General features: G+C 62.9%; 19 protein-coding genes and 1 pseudogene. 15 read left to right on the top strand and 5 right to left on the bottom strand.

The genetic code is table 11. The features are described from left to right. Positions 1–21 precede the first annotated feature (21 nt). Positions 22–1458 (top strand): NAD-dependent succinate-semialdehyde dehydrogenase, encoded by a 1437-nt coding sequence (locus tag CQ13_RS17590; protein ID WP_057844112.1) that lies wholly within the window; start codon positions 22–24, stop codon positions 1456–1458. Positions 1459–1528: 70 nt separating this feature from the next. Here the strand turns inward: CQ13_RS17590 and CQ13_RS17585 are convergent, their stop codons facing one another. Together CQ13_RS17585 and CQ13_RS17580 are read right to left on the bottom strand one after the other, a co-directional pair. Then, complete coding sequence (locus tag CQ13_RS17585) at positions 1529–3241, bottom strand: bifunctional protein-serine/threonine kinase/phosphatase (protein WP_057844111.1); 1713 nt, start codon at positions 3239–3241, stop codon at positions 1529–1531. 33 nt (positions 3242–3274) lie between these two features. Next, complete coding sequence (locus CQ13_RS17580; RefSeq protein ID WP_057844110.1) at positions 3275–4534, bottom strand: MFS transporter; 1260 nt, start codon at positions 4532–4534, stop codon at positions 3275–3277. A 652-nt stretch (positions 4535–5186) separates the two neighbouring features. On the opposite strand from CQ13_RS17580, the gene nirB reads away from it, so the two are divergent. The 3 genes from nirB to CQ13_RS17565 are packed head-to-tail and all read left to right on the top strand — an operon-like array spanning position 5187 to position 10648. Next, positions 5187–7646 (top strand): nitrite reductase large subunit NirB, encoded by a 2460-nt coding sequence (gene nirB / locus CQ13_RS17575; protein ID WP_057844109.1) that lies wholly within the window; start codon positions 5187–5189, stop codon positions 7644–7646. Continuing rightward, positions 7643–7978 carry a nitrite reductase small subunit NirD gene (gene nirD / locus CQ13_RS17570; RefSeq protein WP_028349497.1) on the top strand — a complete coding sequence of 112 codons (336 nt, stop codon included), beginning with the start codon at positions 7643–7645 and terminating at the stop codon, positions 7976–7978. Before nirB ends, nirD begins: the two co-directional genes overlap by 4 nt. A 12-nt stretch (positions 7979–7990) precedes the next feature. Next, positions 7991–10648 carry a nitrate reductase gene (locus CQ13_RS17565; RefSeq protein WP_057844108.1) on the top strand — a complete coding sequence of 886 codons (2658 nt, stop codon included), beginning with the start codon at positions 7991–7993 and terminating at the stop codon, positions 10646–10648. A gap of 83 nt (positions 10649–10731) precedes the next feature. Here CQ13_RS17565 and CQ13_RS17560 read toward each other — a convergent pair whose 3' ends face one another. Then, a complete protein-coding gene (locus CQ13_RS17560; protein WP_057844107.1) occupies positions 10732–11586 on the bottom strand; it encodes a hypothetical protein in 855 nt (284 codons plus the stop codon). Between the two features lie 227 nt (positions 11587–11813). Here CQ13_RS17560 and CQ13_RS43095 point away from each other — a divergent pair, with 227 nt between their 5' ends. Next, on the top strand, positions 11814–11954 hold the full coding sequence (locus CQ13_RS43095; protein WP_156433727.1) for a hypothetical protein: 141 nt from the start codon (positions 11814–11816) through the stop codon (positions 11952–11954). 48 nt (positions 11955–12002) lie between these two features. On the opposite strand, the gene CQ13_RS17555 is transcribed toward CQ13_RS43095, so the two are convergent. Continuing rightward, positions 12003–12641, bottom strand: coding sequence for a TetR/AcrR family transcriptional regulator (locus CQ13_RS17555; protein ID WP_057844106.1), 639 nt, complete (start codon positions 12639–12641; stop codon positions 12003–12005). A 151-nt stretch (positions 12642–12792) separates the two neighbouring features. Here CQ13_RS17555 and CQ13_RS17550 point away from each other — a divergent pair, with 151 nt between their 5' ends. From CQ13_RS17550 to CQ13_RS17535, 4 genes are all read left to right on the top strand, one after another. Then, entirely contained in the window at positions 12793–13002 is a 210-nt protein-coding gene (locus tag CQ13_RS17550; RefSeq protein ID WP_057844105.1) for a ferredoxin, read from the top strand. Positions 13003–13062: 60 nt separating this feature from the next. Next, positions 13063–14280 (top strand): cytochrome P450, encoded by a 1218-nt coding sequence (locus CQ13_RS17545; protein ID WP_057844104.1) that lies wholly within the window; start codon positions 13063–13065, stop codon positions 14278–14280. A 133-nt stretch (positions 14281–14413) separates the two neighbouring features. Continuing rightward, positions 14414–14947 (top strand): VOC family protein, encoded by a 534-nt coding sequence (locus tag CQ13_RS17540; protein ID WP_057844143.1) that lies wholly within the window; start codon positions 14414–14416, stop codon positions 14945–14947. 94 nt (positions 14948–15041) lie between these two features. Beyond that, positions 15042–15602, top strand: a complete 561-nt coding sequence (locus CQ13_RS17535) for a carboxymuconolactone decarboxylase family protein (RefSeq protein WP_057844103.1) — start codon at positions 15042–15044, stop codon at positions 15600–15602. 9 nt (positions 15603–15611) lie between these two features. On the opposite strand, the pseudogene CQ13_RS17530 reads toward CQ13_RS17535, so the two are convergent. Further along, a pseudogene (locus CQ13_RS17530) lies at positions 15612–15950 on the bottom strand (FCD domain-containing protein); the annotation flags it as partial. A gap of 171 nt (positions 15951–16121) precedes the next feature. Here CQ13_RS17530 and CQ13_RS17525 point away from each other — a divergent pair. The 6 genes from CQ13_RS17525 to CQ13_RS17500 all read left to right on the top strand — a co-directional run bounded on the left by CQ13_RS17525 (position 16122) and on the right by CQ13_RS17500 (position 19801). Continuing rightward, positions 16122–17093 carry a cytochrome P450 gene (locus tag CQ13_RS17525; protein ID WP_245309209.1) on the top strand — a complete coding sequence of 324 codons (972 nt, stop codon included), beginning with the start codon at positions 16122–16124 and terminating at the stop codon, positions 17091–17093. A 53-nt stretch (positions 17094–17146) separates the two neighbouring features. Then, positions 17147–17611: an SRPBCC family protein gene (locus tag CQ13_RS17520; RefSeq protein WP_057844100.1), complete on the top strand. Its 465-nt coding sequence runs from the start codon at positions 17147–17149 to the stop codon at positions 17609–17611. A 4-nt stretch (positions 17612–17615) separates the two neighbouring features. Further along, the gene (locus tag CQ13_RS17515; protein ID WP_057844099.1) at positions 17616–17846 is read left to right on the top strand and encodes a ferredoxin; all 231 of its coding nucleotides are present in this window, start codon (positions 17616–17618) and stop codon (positions 17844–17846) included. A gap of 73 nt (positions 17847–17919) precedes the next feature. Next, on the top strand, positions 17920–18345 hold the full coding sequence (locus tag CQ13_RS17510; RefSeq protein ID WP_057844098.1) for a DOPA 4,5-dioxygenase family protein: 426 nt from the start codon (positions 17920–17922) through the stop codon (positions 18343–18345). A gap of 254 nt (positions 18346–18599) precedes the next feature. Then, positions 18600–19535, top strand: a complete 936-nt coding sequence (locus CQ13_RS17505; protein ID WP_057844097.1) for a DUF2778 domain-containing protein — start codon at positions 18600–18602, stop codon at positions 19533–19535. Then, positions 19532–19801, top strand: a complete 270-nt coding sequence (locus CQ13_RS17500; protein WP_057844096.1) for a hypothetical protein — start codon at positions 19532–19534, stop codon at positions 19799–19801. Before CQ13_RS17505 ends, CQ13_RS17500 begins: the two co-directional genes overlap by 4 nt. Positions 19802–19845: the final 44 nt, after the last annotated feature.

Here is a 19845-nt window from a genome sequence, read left to right as displayed (position 1 = left end):
TAAGCTCAGGGAGAAAGTCTCGTGGCATATTCGAATACCCAACTCTTCATCAACGGCAAATGGCGTCCGAGCCAGTCGGGCAGGACCATCGCCGTGCTCAACCCGGCAACCGAGGAGACGATCGGCACCGTTGCGCATGCCGATCGTGCCGATCTTGATGAGGCGCTGGAAGCCGCCGCCAAGGGTTTTAAGGTCTGGCGCGCGGTGGCGCCGTTCGACCGCTGCAAGATCATGCGCAAGGCGGCCGCGATCATGCGCGAGCGCAATGACGAGATCGCGCCGCTGTTGACGATGGAGCAGGGCAAGACGCTGGCCGAGGCCAAGATGGAGGCCATGGCCGCCGCCGACGTCATCGAGTGGTTCGCCGAAGAAGCCAAGCGCGCCTATGGCCGGGTGATCCCGGCGCGCGGCCCCGGCATCTACCAGATCGCCGTCAAGGAGCCGGTCGGCCCGGTCGCGGCGTTTACGCCGTGGAATTTCCCGATCAACCAGGTGGTTCGCAAGCTCTCCGCGGGGCTCGCGGCCGGCTGTTCGATCATCGTCAAGGCGCCCGAGGAAACGCCGGCGTCGCCTGCGCAACTGATCAAGGCATTCGTCGATGCGGGCGTGCCTGACGGCGTCATCAATCTGGTCTACGGCGTGCCGTCGGAGATTTCGGAATATCTCATTCCGCATCCGGTGATCCGCAAGATTTCCTTCACCGGCTCCACCGTAGTGGGCAAACAGCTCTCGGCTTTGGCGGGCCTGCACATGAAGCGCGCCACCATGGAACTCGGTGGCCACGCGCCGGCCATCGTGTTCAAGGACGCCGACGTGTCGTCGGCGGCCAAGATTCTGGCGGCGGCGAAGTACCGCAATGCCGGCCAGGTCTGCATCTCGCCGACGCGCATGCTGGTGCAGGACGACGTGTTCCGTGAATTCGTCGACAAGTTCGTCGAAGGCGCCAAGTCGATGAAGGTCGGCAATGGTCTCGATCCCGACTCGAAGATGGGGTCGCTCGCCAACCCACGCCGCGTCACCGCCATCGAGGGCATGGTGCAGGATGCGGTCGGCAAGGGCGCCAAGCTCGAGACCGGCGGCCACCGCGTCGGCAACAAGGGCTACTTCTTCGAGCCGACGGTCGTCAGCGATGTGCCGAAGGACGCCCGCGCCATGAACGAGGAGCCGTTCGGCCCGCTGGCGCTGATCTCGCGATTCTCCACCTTCGACGAGGTGGCTGAGGAGGCCAACCGCTTGCCGTTCGGTCTCGCGTCCTATGCCTTCACCAGCTCGACCAAGACGGCGACCGCGATCGGCGCCGCGATCGAAGCCGGGATGGTCTCGATCAACAGTTTTGGTCTGGCCCTGCCCGAAGTGCCGTTCGGCGGCGTCAAGGATTCCGGCTATGGCTCGGAAGGCGGCACCGAGGCGATGGAAGGCTATTTCAACACCAAGTTCATTACCCAGACCGGGGTGTGAACCAGGCCGGCGAAGCCAGCCCGGTTTGCTTCGCTCATGATATGGCCCGACGCACCACCCGAGCGTCGGGCTAATTTTTTACGATCCATGCAAGCAGCAGGGTGACGAGCACGATCAGGCCCGCCGACAGGCTCTTCCAGAACACCAGCGGATCGCGCTCGTAAAGCGAGCGCCGTGACGTGACGGCGGGCTTTGCCCACATCGCGCCGTTTTCGAGCTCGTGCGAGAACTCGATGACATCGCCATAGCGTTGCGTGCGATCGACGTTGAGCGCCTTGCCGACTACCGCGTCCAGCCAGGCCGGCAGATCGGGGCGATAGCGCGAGAGGTAGGCTGGCTTGCCGAATCGAGGCCGCGAGAACGGTTCGATTTCGCCATAGGGATAGGCAGCCGTGAACATCCGGTACACCGTGACGCCGAGCGCATAGAGATCGGAAAACTCGTCGCCGGGCCGCCCGCCGAACAACTCCGGCGCCATGTAGCTCGGCGTGCCCGGGATATCCTCGGCCGGGAAGTCCTCGAGCAATGGCACGCGCGCGACGCCGAGATCGACCAGCCGCAATCCGCCGGCTTTCAACAGGATCACATTGTCGGGCTTGATGTCGCGATGGATGATGCCGGCACGATGCAGGGTCGCAACCGCGCGCGCCAGCTTGGTCGCGATGCCGATGCCTTCGGCGAGCGAAAGCTGCGGCGAACGATTGAGACGCTGTTCCAGCGTCTCGCCCTCGTAGAGCGGCATCACCGAATAGAGACGAGTCTGCCGTTCGGCAGGCAGTTCGATGATCTCTCCGATCCACAGGCTACGCACGCGGGCCGCGACCCATGCCTCGCGGACGAAGGCGAGGCGGTAGGAGCCCTCACTCGCAACCCGCGGATGCGGAAACTTCAGCACGACTTCGCGGCCCTGCCGCTTGTCGATCGCCTTGAACAATCGGCTGTAGCGGCCGTCCGACAGTATTTCGCCCAGCGTGAAATCATCGATCACGTCGCCCGTCGCAGGCAAATCCAGAATTGGAAGCGTCGCGATCGAATGGGTGAGCTCGTCCCGGTCGGCGGGGGGCAGGTCGACGACATCGAGCACCAACGCGGTCATGTTGTCGGTGGAACCGGCATCCAGCGCCGCGTCGACGAGCGCGCGAGCGGATTCTTCCGGCGAGGTGCGCTCGCTCAATAGTAGCTGCAGGCGGTGGTCGGCGAGCACGCCATGGACGCCGTCGCTGCAGATCAGCAGCCTGTCGTGCTGCCGCAACCCGACGGTCGCGTAGTCGAAGCGGGCAAAATCCTCGAAGCCGATGGCGCGGTTGAGCAGGTGAGCCAGATCGCCGCGTCCGGCGATGTGGTCGGTGGTCAGCCGCTCCAGCCGCCCCTCGCTCAGGCGATAGGCGCGGGTATCGCCGATGTGAATGATGTGGCAAAGCCGCCGCGACAGGATGATCGACGAGAAGGCGCAACTCATGCCGCTGAGGCGAGGATCGGTGCGGCCTTGCGTATAGATCCAGCTATTGGCGGCTTCCAGCGAGCGCGACGCCCGGCGGCGTACGCCGAGCGTCTCGGGGAGGGAGTAATAGGCGTCGATGAAGCAACGAACCGCAAGCTCGGCGGCTTCGCGTCCGCCCTTGTATCCACCGACACCGTCAGCGACGGCGGCGACGATGTCGCGGTTGCTTACACCAGACCGGCCGAGACAGGTCCCGACGTAATCCTCATTGGCGGAGCGCTTGCCGGTCTCGCTGACGAAGCCGACACGAACCCCGAGATTCCGCTGCGAACCGATTGTCACCCGCGCGACCTGTCAATTTGGCAGCGCGCGCCGTCAGACCCGCGCTCCCGATGCGGCGCCCCATGTGGTGCGCCAGCGCACCTTGACCATGGCAAGTCCGAGGAAACCAAGCAACGCCAGCAGGCCGAAAAACAGGAAGCCTGCGCCGAAGCTGCCGGTCGTTCCCTTGGCAATGCCGAGGGCCTTGGCAAGGAAGAAACCGCCGATGCCTCCGGCGCAACCGACCATGCCGGTCATCAGGCCGATCTCCTGGCGGAAGCGGAGTGGAATGAGCTGAAACACGGCGCCATTACCCATGCCGAGCGCGAGGACTCCGATCGAGAACAGCAGCACCGACAGCCAGGCGATCCGCGGCATTTCGGTGAGCGCCCAACCCGCAGCCGCTGGCGCGGCCGGCCCCTCCGGCATGAAGGCGATGACGAGATACGCCGCCACGACGACGCCAAAGAACATCGACAATGAGCGGATGCCACCGATGCGGTCGGCGATCAGGCCGCCGACCGGGCGGAAACCCGAGCCGAAAGCAACGATCAAGGAAACCAGCAGACCCGCCGCGACGCCTGATACGTGATATTGCACCGTGAAATACAGCGGCAACGCGTTGGCCAGTCCGACGAAGCCGCCGAAGGTGATGAAGTAGAAGAACATGAACCAGCGGCTGTCGGGATCGCGCAGCAACGTGCCATAAGCCTTCAGCGAGATCGGTTTGCGCTCTCCGGGCGCGTCCTTGGCGGCATAGGCGTAGTAGGCGAGGATCAGCACCATCGGAACGAGCAGCACGCCGAACACGGCTTGCCAGCCCCAAAGCTCGGCAATCGTCGGCGCGAACATCGTGTCGAGCACGACACCCATGTTGCCGGCGCCGGCGATCCCCATCACCACGCCTTGATATTGCGGCGGATACCAGCGGCTCGCCTGCGGCAGCGCCACCGCGAACGAGGCACCGCCGATGCCGAGCGCGAGACCGAAGATTTCCACCGACAGCTTGCTCGGGAGTCCGAAATAGCAAACCCAGGACGTCGCGGCGATGACGACGAGTTGCGCGACAATTCCGGTCCGCTTGGCGCCGAACAGATCGGCGAGAATACCCATCGGCACGCGCAGCAATGCGCCGGCCAGAACCGGGATGGCGACGAGCGTGAACTTCTCGTCGACGGCCAGGTTCATGTCATGCACGATGTAGACGATCAATGGACCGAGCGCGACCCAAGCCATGAAGCTTATGTCGAAATAGAGAAAGGCGGCGAGTAGCGTGGGCCAATGGCCGGCCTTCTTGAATTCAGCAAACTTCATCGAGCAGCCTCGAACAGCGGCGTGTGACACCGCGCGGGCCGCGCGGTAATCTCGGCACAAGGAGACGGAATTTGGGAAGCGAGTCGGCTCGTCGTTGAGACGCACTCTAGGTCTCAGTGTCAGCAATTCACGTGCCAGACCAAGAAGCGCGCCACTTACCGTGTAATTGCAGTACCTTGCCAGGTGCGCCCAAACTGCCGCGAATGCGGCCGCTGCTCCGTTTGTTGGCAAAACCAGCCGCTCGAACGTGCAGTGTGGTGTTTTATTATGCTGTGCGAAGTATTAACGGAGAAGGCTCTCCTGAAACCCGCCAGTCGGCGCCGCGCTGCTTCCACGGGCACATTGCCATCGAGTCATGGTGAAGTATTCGGGTTGTGCACAATGGATAGCCCTTACGGGTGATTTTTTGGGCATCCATGCACGCGAAGGTGCAGCCAGTTCACGATTTATCGGCTGAAGCGCTGTGTTGCGCCCGAAGAATTACGGGTTCGGCGTTGGCACGTCTCTTGAATACGCAAGATATCGATCGTCATAGTCGACGATACTCTGCCCGCCGATGGGCGCTCCTCAATCATCAATAATTCTCGCCGATCGACGATGCAGGGCTGCGTCGCCGAGCGGGGCCATCGGAACCTGAATTAGAAGGCAGAGCATGCTCGACAAAGTAAACAAGCCGAAACTGGTGGTGATCGGCAACGGCATGGCCGGCATCCGCACGGTAGAATTGCTGCTGGACCGTGCGCCCCATCTCTATGACATCACCGTGTTCGGCTCCGAGCCATACGGCAACTACAACCGAATTCTGCTGTCGCCCGTGCTTGCCGGCGAGAAGACAGTCAACGACATCATGCTCAACACGGAGCAGTGGTACGAGGATAACGGGATCACGCTGCGCAAAGGCGAGATGATCGAGATGATCGATCGGCGTACCTGCGAAGTCGTGACGAGAGAGGGCGCGCGGGTACCCTACGATCGCCTGCTGATCGCCACCGGCTCGAACCCGATCATGTTGCCGCTTCCGGGCAAGGATCTCCGGGGCGTCATCGGCTTTCGCGATATCCAGGACGTCGAGCACATGGTCCAGGCCTCGACGAGCTTCAAGAACGCCGTCGTGATCGGTGGCGGTCTGCTCGGCCTCGAAGCGGCCAACGGCTTGATGAAGCGCGGCATGAACGTCACCGTCGTGCATCTGCTCGACACGCTGATGGAGCGCCAGCTCGATCAGGTCGCGGGCGGATTGCTGCGCAAGTCGCTGGAAGAGCGCGGCATGGTGTTCAAGATGCCGGCGCAAACGGAGGCAATTCTCGGCGAGGATCGCGTAACCGGTGTGCGCTTCGCGGACGGTGAGGAGATCCCTGCGGATCTGGTCGTGATGGCGGTCGGCATCCGCCCGAATATCGAGTTGGCGCGCAAAGCGGGCCTCTATTGCGAGCGCGGCATCGTGGTCTCCGACACCATGCAGACCTACGACGGGCGAATCTACGCCGTCGGCGAATGCGTGCAGCACCGGCGCCAGACCTACGGGCTCGTGGCTCCCTTGTTCGACCAGGCCAAGGTCTGCGCCAACCACCTCGCCATGAAGGGTTTCGCCACCTATGACGGGTCGGTGGTTTCGACCAAACTGAAGGTGACCGGGATCGACCTGTTCTCCGCCGGCGACTTCGCGCCGGGTCCGGACAAGGAAGAGATTGTCATGCAGGACGCCTCCCGCGGCGTCTACAAGCGCATTATCCTGCGCGACAAGAAGATCGTCGGCGCCGTGCTCTATGGCGATACCATCGACGGCCCGTGGTACTTCCAGCACCTGCGCGACGGCACCGACGTTTCGCAGATGCGCGAGCGGCTGGTATTCGGCGCCGCCAATCTCGGCGACGGCGGCCATAGCGGCAAGAACTCGGTCGCCGCCATGAGCGATGATGCGGAAATCTGCGGATGCAACGGCGTCTGCAAGGGAACGATCGTCAAGGCAATCAGCGAAAAGAAGCTCTTCACGATCGACGACGTGCGTGCCCACACCAAGGCGTCGTCGTCATGCGGCTCCTGTACCGGCCTGGTCGAGCAAGTTCTCGCGTTCACGCTCGGCGGCGACTATTCGGCGGCGCCGAAGGTCAAGCCGATGTGCGCGTGCACCGATCACAGCCACGATGACGCGCGCCGCGTCATCGTCGAGAATGGATTGAAGACCATCCCCGATGTCATGAAGTTCATGGACTGGAAAACGCCGAACGGGTGCCACTCCTGCCGGCCTGCCCTGAACTATTATCTGCTCGCCACCTGGCCCGGCGAGTATCGCGACGATCAGCAGTCGCGCTATATCAACGAGCGCGTCCACGCCAATATCCAGAAGGATGGAACGTACTCTGTCGTGCCGCGGATGTGGGGCGGCGTCACGACGCCGGATGAATTGCGCGCCATTGCCGACGTCGCGGACAAGTTCAAGATTCCGACCGTCAAGGTGACCGGCGGACAGCGCATCGATCTTCTGGGCGTGAAGAAGGAGGACCTGCCCGCGGTCTGGGCCGATCTCAATAATGCAGGCATGGTGTCGGGCCATGCCTATGCCAAGGGATTGCGCACGGTGAAGACCTGTGTCGGATCGGAATGGTGCCGTTTCGGCACGCAGGATTCGACCGGCCTCGGCATCAAGCTCGAAAAGTTCATGTGGGGCTCGTGGACGCCGGCCAAGGTGAAACTCGCGGTCTCGGGTTGTCCGCGCAACTGCGCGGAAGCGACCTGCAAGGACGTCGGCGTCGTCTGCGTCGATTCCGGATTCGAGATCCATTTCGCCGGCGCTGCCGGTCTTCACATCAAGGGAACCGAATTCCTGGCCAAGGCAGCGACGGAGGAGGAGACGCTCGAAATCATCGCCGCGCTGACGCAGCTCTATCGCGAACAAGGCTGGTATCTGGAGCGCATGTACAAGTGGTGCGATCGGGTCGGTCTCGATGCGATCCGCAAGCAGGTGGTCGACGATGTGGCCAACCGCAAGGCGCTGTTCAGCCGCTTCGCCCATTCGCAGCAATTCTCGCAGAGCGATCCTTGGGCGGCGCGCGCCCAGCGTGGCGTCGACCGTAACGAATTCACCCCGCTGGCGGAGCTCGAACTCGCATGACCAAATGGATCGAAATCGGGGCGTTGAACGACATTCCCGTTCTCGGCTCGCGCGTGGTGAGGACGGCCTCCGGCGACATTGCGGTGTTCCGGACCAGCGAGGACGAGGTGTTCGCGCTCGACGACCGCTGTCCGCACAAGGGCGGACCGTTGTCGCAAGGCATCGTCCACAACAAGCGCGTCACCTGTCCGCTGCACAATTTCGTCATCGAGCTCAGAAGCGGCATGGCGGTCGCGCCCGACGAGGGATGCACGCGCGCGCATCCGACCAAGGTGGAGAACGGCATGGTCTGGCTTAGCGTCCAAACGGCAGCGGTCGTGCCCGCCGAGTGAGGGTGATCGCCCGTGCCAGTGAAGACAACCTGTCCGTATTGCGGGGTCGGCTGCGGCGTTATCGCTGACAGGGGTCCCGCCGGCGCCGTGACCGTCCGGGGCGATCCGCTTCATCCCGCCAATTTCGGGCGGCTGTGCGCGAAAGGCTCGGCGCTCGCTGAGACCATTGGCCTCGAGGGGCGGCTGCTCGCTCCTGTGGTCAACGGGCAGGAAACGAACTGGGATACGGCGCTCGACCATGTCGCGGAGGGTTTTGGCAGAATTATCCGCGAGCATGGACCGGATTCGATCGCGTTCTATGTCTCCGGCCAGATTCTCACCGAGGACTATTACGTCATCAACAAGCTCGCCAAGGGCTTCATCGGCACTGCGAACATCGACACCAACTCGCGGCTGTGTATGGCCTCGAGCGTGGCGGGCCACAAGCGTGCGTTCGGCAGCGACACCGTTCCGGGCTGTTATGAGGATCTCGAAACCGCCGATCTCCTGGTCCTGGTGGGCTCCAATGCCGCCTGGTGCCATCCGATCCTCTACCAGCGCATGGTGGCGGCCAAGGCCAGCAACCCCGCGTGCCGCATCGTCGTGATCGACCCGCGGCGGACCGCGACATGTGACGGCGCCGATCTGCACCTGCCGCTTCGCTCGGGCAGCGACTCCGTGCTGTTCAACGGGTTGCTCGCGCATCTTGCATCGCGCAATGCCATCGATCGCGCGTTCGTGGATGGCTTCACCACCGGAGCCGAAGCCGCGCTGCGGCAGGTCGCCGGCCAGACGGTCGCACAGACGGCCGACATCTGTGGGCTGGGCGAGGGCGCAGTGGCGTTGTTCTTCGACTGGTTTGCCAAAACCGAGCGGGTCGTCACGCTCTATTCGCAAGGTATCAACCAGTCGAGCAGTGGCGTCGACAAGGTCAACTCGATCATCAACTGTCACTTGTTGACCGGCCGCATCGGGCGGCCCGGCATGGGGCCGTTCTCGCTGACTGGACAACCCAACGCCATGGGCGGCCGGGAAGTCGGCGGGCTGGCCAACCAGCTTGCCGCCCATATGGAGATCGAGAACCCGCGGCACCGCGACATCGTTCAACGCTTCTGGCAATCGCCCGTGATCGCGGACAAGCAGGGCCTCAAGGCCATCGACATGTTCGACGCGATTGCCGATCGGCGCATCAAGGCGGTCTGGATCATGTCCACCAATCCGCTGGTCAGCCTGCCGGATGCCGATCGTGTACGCCGCGCGCTCGAGGCATGCGAGCTCGTTGTCGTGTCCGATTGCATGCGGCATACCGACACCACACGTCACGCTCACGTATTGCTGCCGGCGCTCACCTGGGGCGAAAAGGACGGCACCGTCACCAACTCCGAACGCCGCATTTCCCGGCAGCGATCGTTCCTGCCGACGCCCGGCGCTGCAAGAGCCGATTGGCGGACCGTCTGCGACGTCGCCCGGCGCATGGGCTTTTCGGGGTTCGACTATCCGAGCGCTGCGGCGATCTTCCGCGAGCACGCCGGGCTTTCGAGTTTCGAGAATAACGGGACGCGCGATTTCGACCTGTCCGCTCTGAACACGCTCGACGACCGCGCTTACGATGCGCTTACTCCGATCCAATGGCCAGTGACGAGGGAATATCCGACCGGCACGCCGCGGATGTTCGAAGCGCGCGAATTCTTCACTGTCGACCGCAAAGCCCGTTTCGTGGCGGTGACGCCGCGCGCAGCCGTCAACGCGACCAGCCGCGACTATCCGCTGGCGCTCAATACCGGGCGGGTCCGCGATCAATGGCACACCATGACGCGGACCGGGAAGTCGCCGCGGCTGCTGGCGCACATCTTCGAGCCCTGTGCGGAATTTCACCCCGATGATGCACGCGCAGCCGGCGTCGAGAATGGCGGGCTCGCGCGGCTGACCAGCCCCTGGGGCGAGATGGCGGCGCGCGTCGTCGTTACCGCCGAGCAGCGGCGCGGCTGCGTGTTCGTGCCGATGCACTGGAATGGCGAGTATGCCGGCGAGGGCCGGGTCAACGCGCTGGTCAATCCGGCCACCGATCCGATCTCCGGACAGCCAGAGTCCAAGCACACGCCGGTCAAGGCGGCGGCTTACTTGCCGAGATGGCATGCCTTCATCCTGAGCCGCCGGGAGATCGAGCATCCCGCCGCGGGTTACTGGGTCGGCGGGCTATCAGGGACCTGCTGGCGGATGGAGCTTGCCGGCGACGAGCGGCCGCCGAGCTGGCGCGATTGGGCGCGGGCACAACTCCGCGTCGGGCACGACATCGAGTGGATCGCCTATCGCGATCCGAAGGTTGGCCGCTTCCGCTATGCCGCTGTTCGCGACGGCCGGCTGGAGGGTTGCGTGTTCATCGCACCCGATCACCGACTGGTTTCGCGGTCGTGGCTCTCCGGCCTGTTCGCGGAACAGGAATTGTCACCTAGTGCGCGGATGTCGCTGCTGACGGGGCAGCCGCTCGATACAGGCGACGATATCGGGCCGATCGTCTGCTCGTGCTTCGGCGTCGGGCAGCACCAAATCTCGGCCGAAATCCAAAAGGGAGCGGCTGGCGTTGACGACGTCGGCCGGCGCCTGAAGGCCGGCACCAATTGCGGCGCCTGCAAGCCGGAGATCGGGAAGCTATTGCGCGGCGCGGCTGTGCGGGATCCGCACCCGGCATGAGAGTAGACCGATCGTAGGCGGTTCCGATCCGGTCAACGCCCGTTGTCGGACCATCGGCTGACGTTCCTGCCGCGGCTTCGCTGCTAATTCTTGATCGCATAGAGCGGCGTTCGAAGCGTTAGCTGGTAGGACGGTTTCGGCGTCCACGCAATCTGCGCGGTGATGCCGAATAGCCTGTTGTCGTCGTCGTCCATGCGGTCGAGATCGAACCGTACGATCGGCTGCGTGAACGCGGGAAACGGCGTCAGGTTCAGAAGCTGCGCGCCGCCAAAGGATTGCACGCCGAAGCGGCCGGTGAACTTCCAGTTGTTGTCCCACTGATAATAGCCGCCGACATAGCCCATGACGTCGGGACTGACACGGGCGAGCGGGGTATCGACCAGAACCCTGGTGTATTGCATCCCCGCCAGCAACCCGCGCGTCTCGTCCGCGTCCAGCGCGTAGCCCGCCTCGAGGATGGTGTTGTAGGCCGTCGTGGCCAGCGGCGCGTCCGAAATCGATCGCGTCGCGTTGGCTTGGATGGTGATGGTCGGGAACGTTCCGCCGTTCTGCTGATAGAGGTCGGCCTGAAATCCGATGGTGAAGGCGTAGATCGAGAACATCGTCCAGGGATCGGTACCCGCCTGCGAGGTGGCTCCGCTGACCCCGCCATAGACCGAGAGCCGATCGTTGACATCGACGGTCAAGGGCAGGTCGACCGAGACGCTTTGGCTCGACGGCGAGGTAGGGGTTCGGAGCGAGGAAAGGTTCGCCAGCCTCGATAACAACGGAGGCGCGCTGAATCCGATCGAGAGCGAGCCGGCGGGCAGCGTCGAGTAGATGGTTCTCATATCGAGGTAGAAGTTCGGCAGGGCTGGTTTTGCCTTGGCCGCATCCTCCTCACCGTCGCCTTCGTCTTTTCCAAGCGCAAGGCCCGTAACGCAAAACGACACCAGCATGCCGAGCGCTACGCTTCTGACGGATCGCGCTAGCGCGAGTTTCAGACGGCGCGGTGCAGTGGATCTGGTAAAACTCGTGCTCAACCGGCGTTGCCCTTGACTGGACAAGCTAGATCATTTGCCCATGGCGAATACAAGCAGCGGCTGCCATCCGGGCTTCGATCTCATGAAGGTGTGGCGCGTTTGCTCCGCCCTATCGGGAAGCCGGAACTTCGTTTGATCGGCCGATGGCCGCAAAAAGCAGCGCGGCGACGATGCCGGACAGCAGCGAAGCCACAAGGAACAACGAGCTGGACCTGTTTCAGCATCGCCTCGAACGCGAGCGTTTCGATGAAGAGGCTCATGGTGAAACCGATGCACCGCCATAAAGGTCGGTATTGTCGGCAGTGTGAGGTTCGGCCGTCGGAGCCTTGCCGTCATGAACCAGCCTTGCCGGCCTTCTCGATGGCAACGGACAGCGCGAGCTTGGTTTCCGCCACGATATCCTCGACCAGTTCTTCCCGGCTGACATGGGCAGCCTGGCCGGTGAGCAATCCCTGTTCGGCGAGCATGACCACGCCGTGTAGCGAGGCCCAGATCTTCAGAGCGCTCCGCTCGCGCAACAGTTCTACAGCGGGCGCCTCCAGCGCCTCTACCAGGAGTTCGAAGGTCTCCATTGCTGCACTATGCAGCTCGCTGCCTTTCGGCGCGCATGCCATGGTTCGAGACGCGAACATCAGGCGATAGATACCGTTGCGGCGCAGGCCGAAATCAAGCGTGAGCTGCGCGAAGCGTGACAGCTTCGACTGCTTCGACGGCTTTTCAAGCGCCGCACGCATCATGGCGCTGAACTGGCGGAACGCTTCGGCCGTCACAGCCGTCAGCAGCGTCTCGCGATCGGCAAAATGCTTGTACGGCGCCGGCTGCGAGACACCGAGCTTCTTGGCCAGTGCGCTGATGCTGATCGCTTCGGGACCGCCTAGTTCCACTTCGTGCAACGCGGCCTGAACCAGGGCATCACGAAGATCCCCATGGTGGTAGGCATTCAGCGCTTTACGTGCGGGTCGAGGCGACATTCAGTTCCATGATCTATAACTTTTGCCTTGACAGCACAACGGCAACGCGAATGTAATATGATATAACTTCGCGGTGCTGCGGCAATCTGTGCCGCTGCGCCGACGAAAGGCAGCGCGAGATAATGCGCGCCACAAAGAGGGGAACGCTGCGATGGCTGCAAAGCTGAAGATCCGCGTCGACCAGGATAAATGCCAGGGACACGCGCGCTGTAAATCACTGGCCCCCGAACTATTCGAGCTCGACGAATTCGGCAACGCGCACGAAACAGGCGACGGTTCTGTGCCTGCGAGCCTGGAAGACAAGGCCTGGCTCGCCCAGAGTAACTGTCCGGAAATTGCCATCGAGGTGACCGAAGAATAATCCGGTCGCGGATCTTTCATCCATTACGATCTGAACGAACCAAGCAGAGGAATTGCTCCGATGTCCGATTCCGCCAGCATCATGCCCGAGCATCCGCCAGTCACCGACTGGATCAACGATTTCGACCATACCGACCCCGTGTGGACGGAAGATCCGTTTCCGATTTGGGAAAAGCTGCGCGCCGCTTCGCCGGTCGTTCACACCGAGCGCTTTCTCGGCTGCTACATGCCGACCACGTACCAGGCGGTGAAGGAAATCGCCTACGACACCGAGCACTTTTCTTCCCGACGCGTGATCGTGCGCGACGTGCGCCCGGAGATTACGGCCCGCGCGCCGCCGATCACCTCCGACCCGCCCGAGCACAAGCCGGCCAAGCAAATTCTGCTGCCGCCTTTCACCCCGGATGCGATGAAGAAGCTGGAGCCGCGGGTCCGCGCGATCTGCAACGAGCTGATCGACGAGTTCATTGCCGAGGGCAAATGCGACGCCGCTGCGCGCTACACCAAGCACGTTCCGGTGCGTGCCATCGCACACATGCTCGGAATTCCCGAGAAGGACGGCGACCTCTTCATCAAATGGATTCACGGCATCCTCGAACTCGGCATCAAGGACGACAACGCGCTGATGGACGCGGTGAAGGAGATGACCGGCTATTTTGCCGGCCACCTCGAGCAGCGCAAGAAGAATCCGACCGACGATCTGATCTCGACCTTGATGAAGGCAAAGGACAAGGACGGAAACCCGCTCACGGACGAACATGTGCTGGGTTCGCTGCGGCTGCTGTTGATCGCCGGCATTGACACCACCTGGAGCGCGATCGGGTCCTCGCTGTGGCATCTGGCCAAGACGCCCGCGGACCGCGAGCGCCTCGTCAAGGAACCGGCGCTGATGCCGCTCGCAGTTGAGGAATTGCTGCGCGCCTACTCGCCGGTGACGATGGCACGTGAGGTGATGAAGGAGACGACGGTCAGTGGCTGTCCGGTCAGGCCCGGCAACATGGTGCTGCTGTCGTTCCCGGCCGCCAACCGCGACCCCGCCATGTTCCCCGATGCCGACAAGGTGGTCATCGACCGCAAGGAGAATCGCCACGCCGCGTTCGGCCTCGGCATTCACCGCTGCGTCGGCTCCAACCTCGCCCGCATGGAAATGACGGTTGCGATCGAGGAATGGCTGAAGCGGATTCCTGATTTCAGGCTCGATCCGGCCGGCAAGGTCACATGGTCGGAAGGCACCGTTCGCGGCCCGCGTCAGTTGCCCCTGCTGTTCGGGACGAACTGAGTGCAGTACGGGCGCGGCTTCATCTCTCCCGCTTGCGGGGGAGGTCGGATCGCATCATAGATGCGATCCGCGTGGGAGCTCTCTCCATACGAACGGTGTGACTCGCGGCGCCGGCAGCAGACTGGAGGTCGTGATGAGCCGTATCTTTGGTGCAGTCTGCCAGAACGGATATGTCGTCCGCGATATCCGCGCCGCCATGGATCATTGGGTCAATGTGATGGGCGTCGGGCCCTGGTACTACATCAACAGAGTCAAGACCGATTACTTCCGCCACCGCGGCCAGGACTCCGCCATGGAGATGAGCGTGGCGCTCGCCAATTCCGGCGATCTCCAGATCGAGTTGATCCAGCAGCGCAATGACGCGCCCTCGATGTACAAGGAGTTTCTCGATTCCGGCCGCGAAGGCTTGCAGCACATGTCGTACTGGACCCGCGAATATCAGGCCCTCTACGACCGCGCGCTGTCGCTGGGCTACAAAGTTGGACACGAGGGCCAGATCGGCGGCGAAAAAGGCCGCTTCGCCTATTTCGATACCCAAGCCCATCCCGGCACCGTGGTGGAGATTTCAGACATCAGCGGAAGCAAGGGAAGTTTCTTCGAGCACATCCGCCGCGTTGCCGCCGATTGGGACGGCTCCGATCCGATCCGCGAAGTCGGCGGCCGCTGAGCGATGCGCGGTCCGGCAACCGTGAAGTGAGTTACGACCAGAGCGCGGAAGCGTCCGCAACGGCAACAAGAACGGCAAGCGCAAGGAGAGCCGAATGGCCAGACTTCCCCTGATCGATCCGGCGACAACCAGCGGCGACGTGCGCGCGTCCTTCGATCGGATGCCGGTCGTATTGAACATCTTCCGCATGATGGCGCATGCCGAGGCCAATTTCATTCCGGCGATGCGGTTCGCTAATTCGATCCTGCACCGCCAGAAGCTCAGCCACATCAATCGCGAATTGCTGATTCTTCAGGTCGCGCAATGGGAGCACGGCGAGTATGAGTGGCGGCAGCATGTTCCGATCGCGCTCGGCGTCGGCGTTAGCCAGCGGCAGATCGACTGCATCGAACAGGGCAAATACGAGGACGCCGCCTTCAATGCCGCCGAACAGGCGCTGCTGGCGTTCGGCCGCGAAGTGATCGAGAACGTGCGCGTCGCTGAACCGGTCTTTGCCGCCATGCGCAGGCATTTCAGCGAGCAGGAGATCGTTGAATCGATTCTTGCGATCGGTTTCTACATGACGATGGCCCGCCTGACGGAAGCGACCGAGGTTGACCTCGACCCCGCTGCTGGGATGACCGTCTTCGAGGGCGGCCAGAAGCGAACGGGTTGAGAAGGTCCTTCAGCAGGCGGTCACGCTAGACTGACCGACGCGGCTCTCGACATAGCGCAGCAGCCGCTCGGTTCCAGCCAGTGCGGCCTTGGCGTCGCCGCGCGACAGCGCGAGCGCGATCTCGATGTGCGCCTCGACGCCTTCCTTCGACAGTGTCCGGCCGTGATGGGTAAACCAGAAGCGGCGATTGAGGGGTGCGATCACCTGCATCATCGAGCCTGCAAGCTCGTTCCGGCAGGCGGCAATACAGAGGCGGTTAAATTCGGCGTCCAGCCGCGCAAAGGCATCGAAATCCTGTGTGCGCAGGGCAGTCTTCATCCGGCTGGCGATCTCGCCAAACTGTCTGCGCTCGGCGTCGCCCCCGCTTGGCCGCTCTCTCCACCACCAGCGTCTCGATCGCGCGCCGCGTTTCGATCAGCATCACCTCTTCCTCGGGCCGGAGCGGCGTGACGATGCAGCCGCGGCGAGGCAAGACGAGCAGAAGCCGTTCCCGCGCCAGCCGCTTCGTCGCGCCGCGTGGTGGTCCGCGAGAGCGACTACCGGGTGAATTCGCCGCCGATCACGTCGGATCCGCCTGACCACCGCCCGATGCGGATGGTCCTGATCCCACCCTTCACGCCGCAGGCCGTCGCCAGGCTCGAAGCAAAGGCGCGGGCAGTTTGCAATGAGCTGATCGACCGCTTCGTCGCCAATGGCATGTGCGACGGCGCGGTCGACTACGCCCAGACCATTCCCGTGCTGATCAACAGTCAGATGCTCGGGATTCCGGCCCAGCACGGCGATCAGTTTCGCGAATGGATCACGATGGCGCTGCAGACCGGCGTCACCGACGAAGCGGCGCTTCGGCAGGCGGAGGAGGCGATCGCCGCCTATTTCGAGGTGCAAATCAAACCACGCCGCGAAAATCCGGGCGAGGATCTCGTCGGCTTCCTGATCGCAGCGCGTTCGCCCGATGGCGAACCATTCTCGGACCGCCAGGTTCTTGGTGCATTACGCCTGCTGCTTGTGGCCGGCATCGATACCACCTGGAGCGCGATCGGATCATCGCTATGGCATTTGGCGACGCACGAGCAGGATCGGGCGAGGCTCGTCGCGGAGCCGGAATCGATTCCAACCGCGGTGGAAGAACTATTGCGTGCCTATGCGCCGGTGACGATGGCACGGGAGATTGCGAAAACGGCCGATATCGGCGGCTGCCAACTGCGGGAAGGGCAGATGGTGCTGCTGTCGTTTCCCGCCGCCAATCGCGATCCCGGAAAGTTTCCCGATGCGGACAAGGTCGTAATCGATCGCAAGCACAATCCGCATGCCGCCTTCGGGCTCGGAATTCACCGCTGCATCGGCTCGAACCTTGCGCGGATGGAAATGGTGGTGGCGTTGCAGGAATGGCTGAAGCGCATTCCTGTCTTCAGCCTAGATATTTCGAAGCCCACCACCTGGTCGCAAGGGACGGTTCGAGGCCCGCGCAATCTGCCGATTAGGATCGGATGAGCCGAACGCTCGTCCGTTTGCATACAGCAAAGAACTTGAGAGAAGGACCAGCCATGGGCGTATCGTTTGAACGAAGCCACGATATCATGATCGAGACTCCGCCCCCGGCGGTCTACGACTATGTCTGCAATCCGAATTCCTGGCCGGAGTGGCTCGCCGCCTCCCATCACATCGACGGCGAAAACCGCCCCCTGCTGCGCGGCGAGACCTTTCGCGAGAAGTGGCACATCAAGCGCGGCGAGGTGAATCTGGCGTGGGTCGTGACCGAAAGCGATCCGTCCAGGGCCTGGACCGTCGAAGCCGATACCGATTTCATCGGCAAGATCGTCATCCGCTACACTTTCGAGGCGACCGCAGCCGGCACGAAATATACGCGGACGTTATGCAACCCCGACCGGCCATCGGAGCCAAGCCCTGCGCAGATCGCCCGGATGGATGAAGAGGCGGCGATCGGACTTCAAAACATCAAGCGCAACGTCGAGAAGCGTTTCCTTCTTTCCGAAACCGGCCGGGCGTAACCGCATGAGCGAAAGCCGCGTTCTCATCGTGAAAATCGATCCGGAAAAGTGTCAGGGCCATGCGCGCTGCCATGCCCTGGCGACTGAATTGTTCGAGCTGGACGAATTCGGCAACGCACGCGTCCGCGGCTCTGGCCAAATTCCACCCACGCTCGAAGACCGGGCATGGATTGCGAGGGCCAATTGTCCCGAACTGGCGGTCGAGATCGTCGAACAGGCGAAGGCTCCGGACTGATAGCTGCATATTGACCACGCCTCCGGTTGTAGCGATCATCGGCCGGGTCCAACGATGGCGTGGAGCGAAGGCAATGACAGGTGAGCCCGGTTCGAGCGGTCCGCGACCACTAGGCGAAATCGCCAGCTATCACGCCCACATCTACTACGATCCGGCGACCACGCGGGCCGAGGCCGAGCAACTGCGCACGTGGATCGGCGAGCGCTTTTCGGTCACGCTCGGACGGTGGCACGACGTCAAGGTCGGCCCGCACGATCAGGCCATGTACCAGGTCGCCTTTGCCCGCGAGATATTCCCCGAACTGGTGCCATGGCTGATGCTCAACCATGGCAATCTGAGCGTTCTGGTCCATCCGAATACGACCAATCCGCGCCGGGATCATCTGGCCGATCCGATCTGGATCGGGCCGGCGCTGGCCGTACATGGCGATAAGCTGCCGGAGCACGCCGAGATGGAAGAGGCGCCGGCACCGAATACCAATCCAATTCTCCGGCCTTGAGCACGGCTCTGCTGGTCGAAAACCCCGGCCCGTTTACCAATACGAGGCTTGAACCTGTGAATTCGGCCGGTCATGATAGCCGTGAGCGATTGTCTCGATTATGCCTTACTTTGGTTTGCATTATGGAGGGACTTATTCGGTGAATCCCTTGGGAATCATTCTATTCCGAAGCGCCGATCCGGGGACGAATGGATAGAGCTAAGACCAGCGCAGCCGGGCTTGCGTCAAGCCGCGGTACCCGATTGCTCCGTGAGATGGCATTCGGCACGGCGGCGCTCGCCATGGCATTGGGGTTGGCTGCATGGGTGGCCGATTTCGATGTGATCGGCTTGGTCAAGCCTGCATCCGCGAACGTCGGCAGCACATCCTCGTTCGACGAGCGCTTCGGCCACGCCTCGGTGCGACGTTCGCTGGCCATCAACTATCCCTGGCGCGCCGCCCCCCGCCCGCAGCGCGCGGACTTCGATGCGGAGTTCGCGTACATCGAAATCCTGTTGGGCGGACAATCGCGCGAGGAGCAATCGCGTGAGGAGAACGTGCAGCCTCCGCCGCCGGCCCCGACAGTCGAAGCGTCCATCCCGCTCCCGAGATCCCGGCCGGTCCTGGCCAACCTTCAGTCGGCGAGAAGCGATCCGCCGCCGGTCTCGTCCGACAACCGCACCATGTTCGACAAGCTTGCCGATCTGGTGCCGATGCGCTTCTCGCTGGCCTCGTTGACGCCGGGGGATGGGCTGCTCAGCGAGCGCAAGGATCTGGCGGCGCTAGGCTATGACAGTCAGACCGCCGTCTACGATATTTCGGCCCGCGCCGTTTATCTGCCGAGCGGCACCAAGCTCGAGGCACACTCAGGGCTGGGCAACCTGATGGACAATCCGGCACATGTCGACCAGCGCATGGTCGGCGCGACCCCGCCGAACGTTTACGATTTGAAGCCGCGCGAGAAACTGTTTCACGGCGTCGCGGCGCTGCGCATGACCCCGATCGGCGAAAACGAAATGCACGGGCGAACGGGCCTGCTCGTGCACAGCTACCTGCTCGGGCCCAACGGCGATTCCAACGGTTGCGTCTCGATCAAGGACTACGACAGGTTCCTGCAGGCCTACCGGAACGGCGAGGTCAAGCGGCTCGTCGTCGTGCCGAGTCTGCGCGAAGGCCTCACCGCGTCGCGGCGTTCGCCATCTTCGTCATGACCGCAGTTGCGGGCGATGCCGCCGATTCCGACACTCCGCTGCGGGCGCTCTTCAAGATCAGCCTGAACGGCAGGACGGTGTCGATCGCCACCGTCGGCCAGGCCTATCGCTTCATCACCAATCTCTCCTCGATCGAATGGATCGAATTCCGCGCGCTGCATGCCGAGGCCGTGCAGGCGCTGCAGGGCGCCGCTGATAACGCGATGCTGACCGTGCAGGCGACCGACGCCTTGCGCGCGCTGTTCGTCCGCGCGAAGCTGTTGTGAAGACGCCGGCCTGTCAGTGGAAGTCCCCACGGTTATGTCTCATG

Source organism: Bradyrhizobium retamae (assembly GCF_001440415.1).
GTDB classification, from domain to species: Bacteria; Pseudomonadota; Alphaproteobacteria; order Rhizobiales; family Xanthobacteraceae; genus Bradyrhizobium; species Bradyrhizobium retamae.
This window is presented reverse-complemented; position numbering and strand designations above follow the sequence as displayed.

Bases quoted from the DNA above. Each gene is read 5' to 3' on its own strand.
- CQ13_RS17520 (WP_057844100.1), top strand. From the start codon at position 17,147: ATGGGCGTATCGTTTGAACGAAGCCACGATATCATGATCGAGACTCCG.
- CQ13_RS17580 (WP_057844110.1), bottom strand. From the start codon at position 4,534: ATGAAGTTTGCTGAATTCAAGAAGGCCGGCCATTGGCCCACGCTACTC.
- CQ13_RS43095 (WP_156433727.1), top strand. From the start codon at position 11,814: ATGGCCGCAAAAAGCAGCGCGGCGACGATGCCGGACAGCAGCGAAGCC.
- CQ13_RS17555 (WP_057844106.1), bottom strand. From the start codon at position 12,641: ATGTCGCCTCGACCCGCACGTAAAGCGCTGAATGCCTACCACCATGGG.
- CQ13_RS17505 (WP_057844097.1), top strand. From the start codon at position 18,600: ATGGCATTCGGCACGGCGGCGCTCGCCATGGCATTGGGGTTGGCTGCA.
- CQ13_RS17515 (WP_057844099.1), top strand. From the start codon at position 17,616: ATGAGCGAAAGCCGCGTTCTCATCGTGAAAATCGATCCGGAAAAGTGT.
- nirB (WP_057844109.1), top strand. From the start codon at position 5,187: ATGCTCGACAAAGTAAACAAGCCGAAACTGGTGGTGATCGGCAACGGC.
- CQ13_RS17500 (WP_057844096.1), top strand. From the start codon at position 19,532: ATGACCGCAGTTGCGGGCGATGCCGCCGATTCCGACACTCCGCTGCGG.
- CQ13_RS17560 (WP_057844107.1), bottom strand. From the start codon at position 11,586: ATGCTGGTGTCGTTTTGCGTTACGGGCCTTGCGCTTGGAAAAGACGAA.
- CQ13_RS17545 (WP_057844104.1), top strand. From the start codon at position 13,063: ATGTCCGATTCCGCCAGCATCATGCCCGAGCATCCGCCAGTCACCGAC.
- CQ13_RS17535 (WP_057844103.1), top strand. From the start codon at position 15,042: ATGGCCAGACTTCCCCTGATCGATCCGGCGACAACCAGCGGCGACGTG.
- CQ13_RS17510 (WP_057844098.1), top strand. From the start codon at position 17,920: ATGACAGGTGAGCCCGGTTCGAGCGGTCCGCGACCACTAGGCGAAATC.
- nirD (WP_028349497.1), top strand. From the start codon at position 7,643: ATGACCAAATGGATCGAAATCGGGGCGTTGAACGACATTCCCGTTCTC.
- CQ13_RS17550 (WP_057844105.1), top strand. From the start codon at position 12,793: ATGGCTGCAAAGCTGAAGATCCGCGTCGACCAGGATAAATGCCAGGGA.
- CQ13_RS17540 (WP_057844143.1), top strand. From the start codon at position 14,414: ATGAGCCGTATCTTTGGTGCAGTCTGCCAGAACGGATATGTCGTCCGC.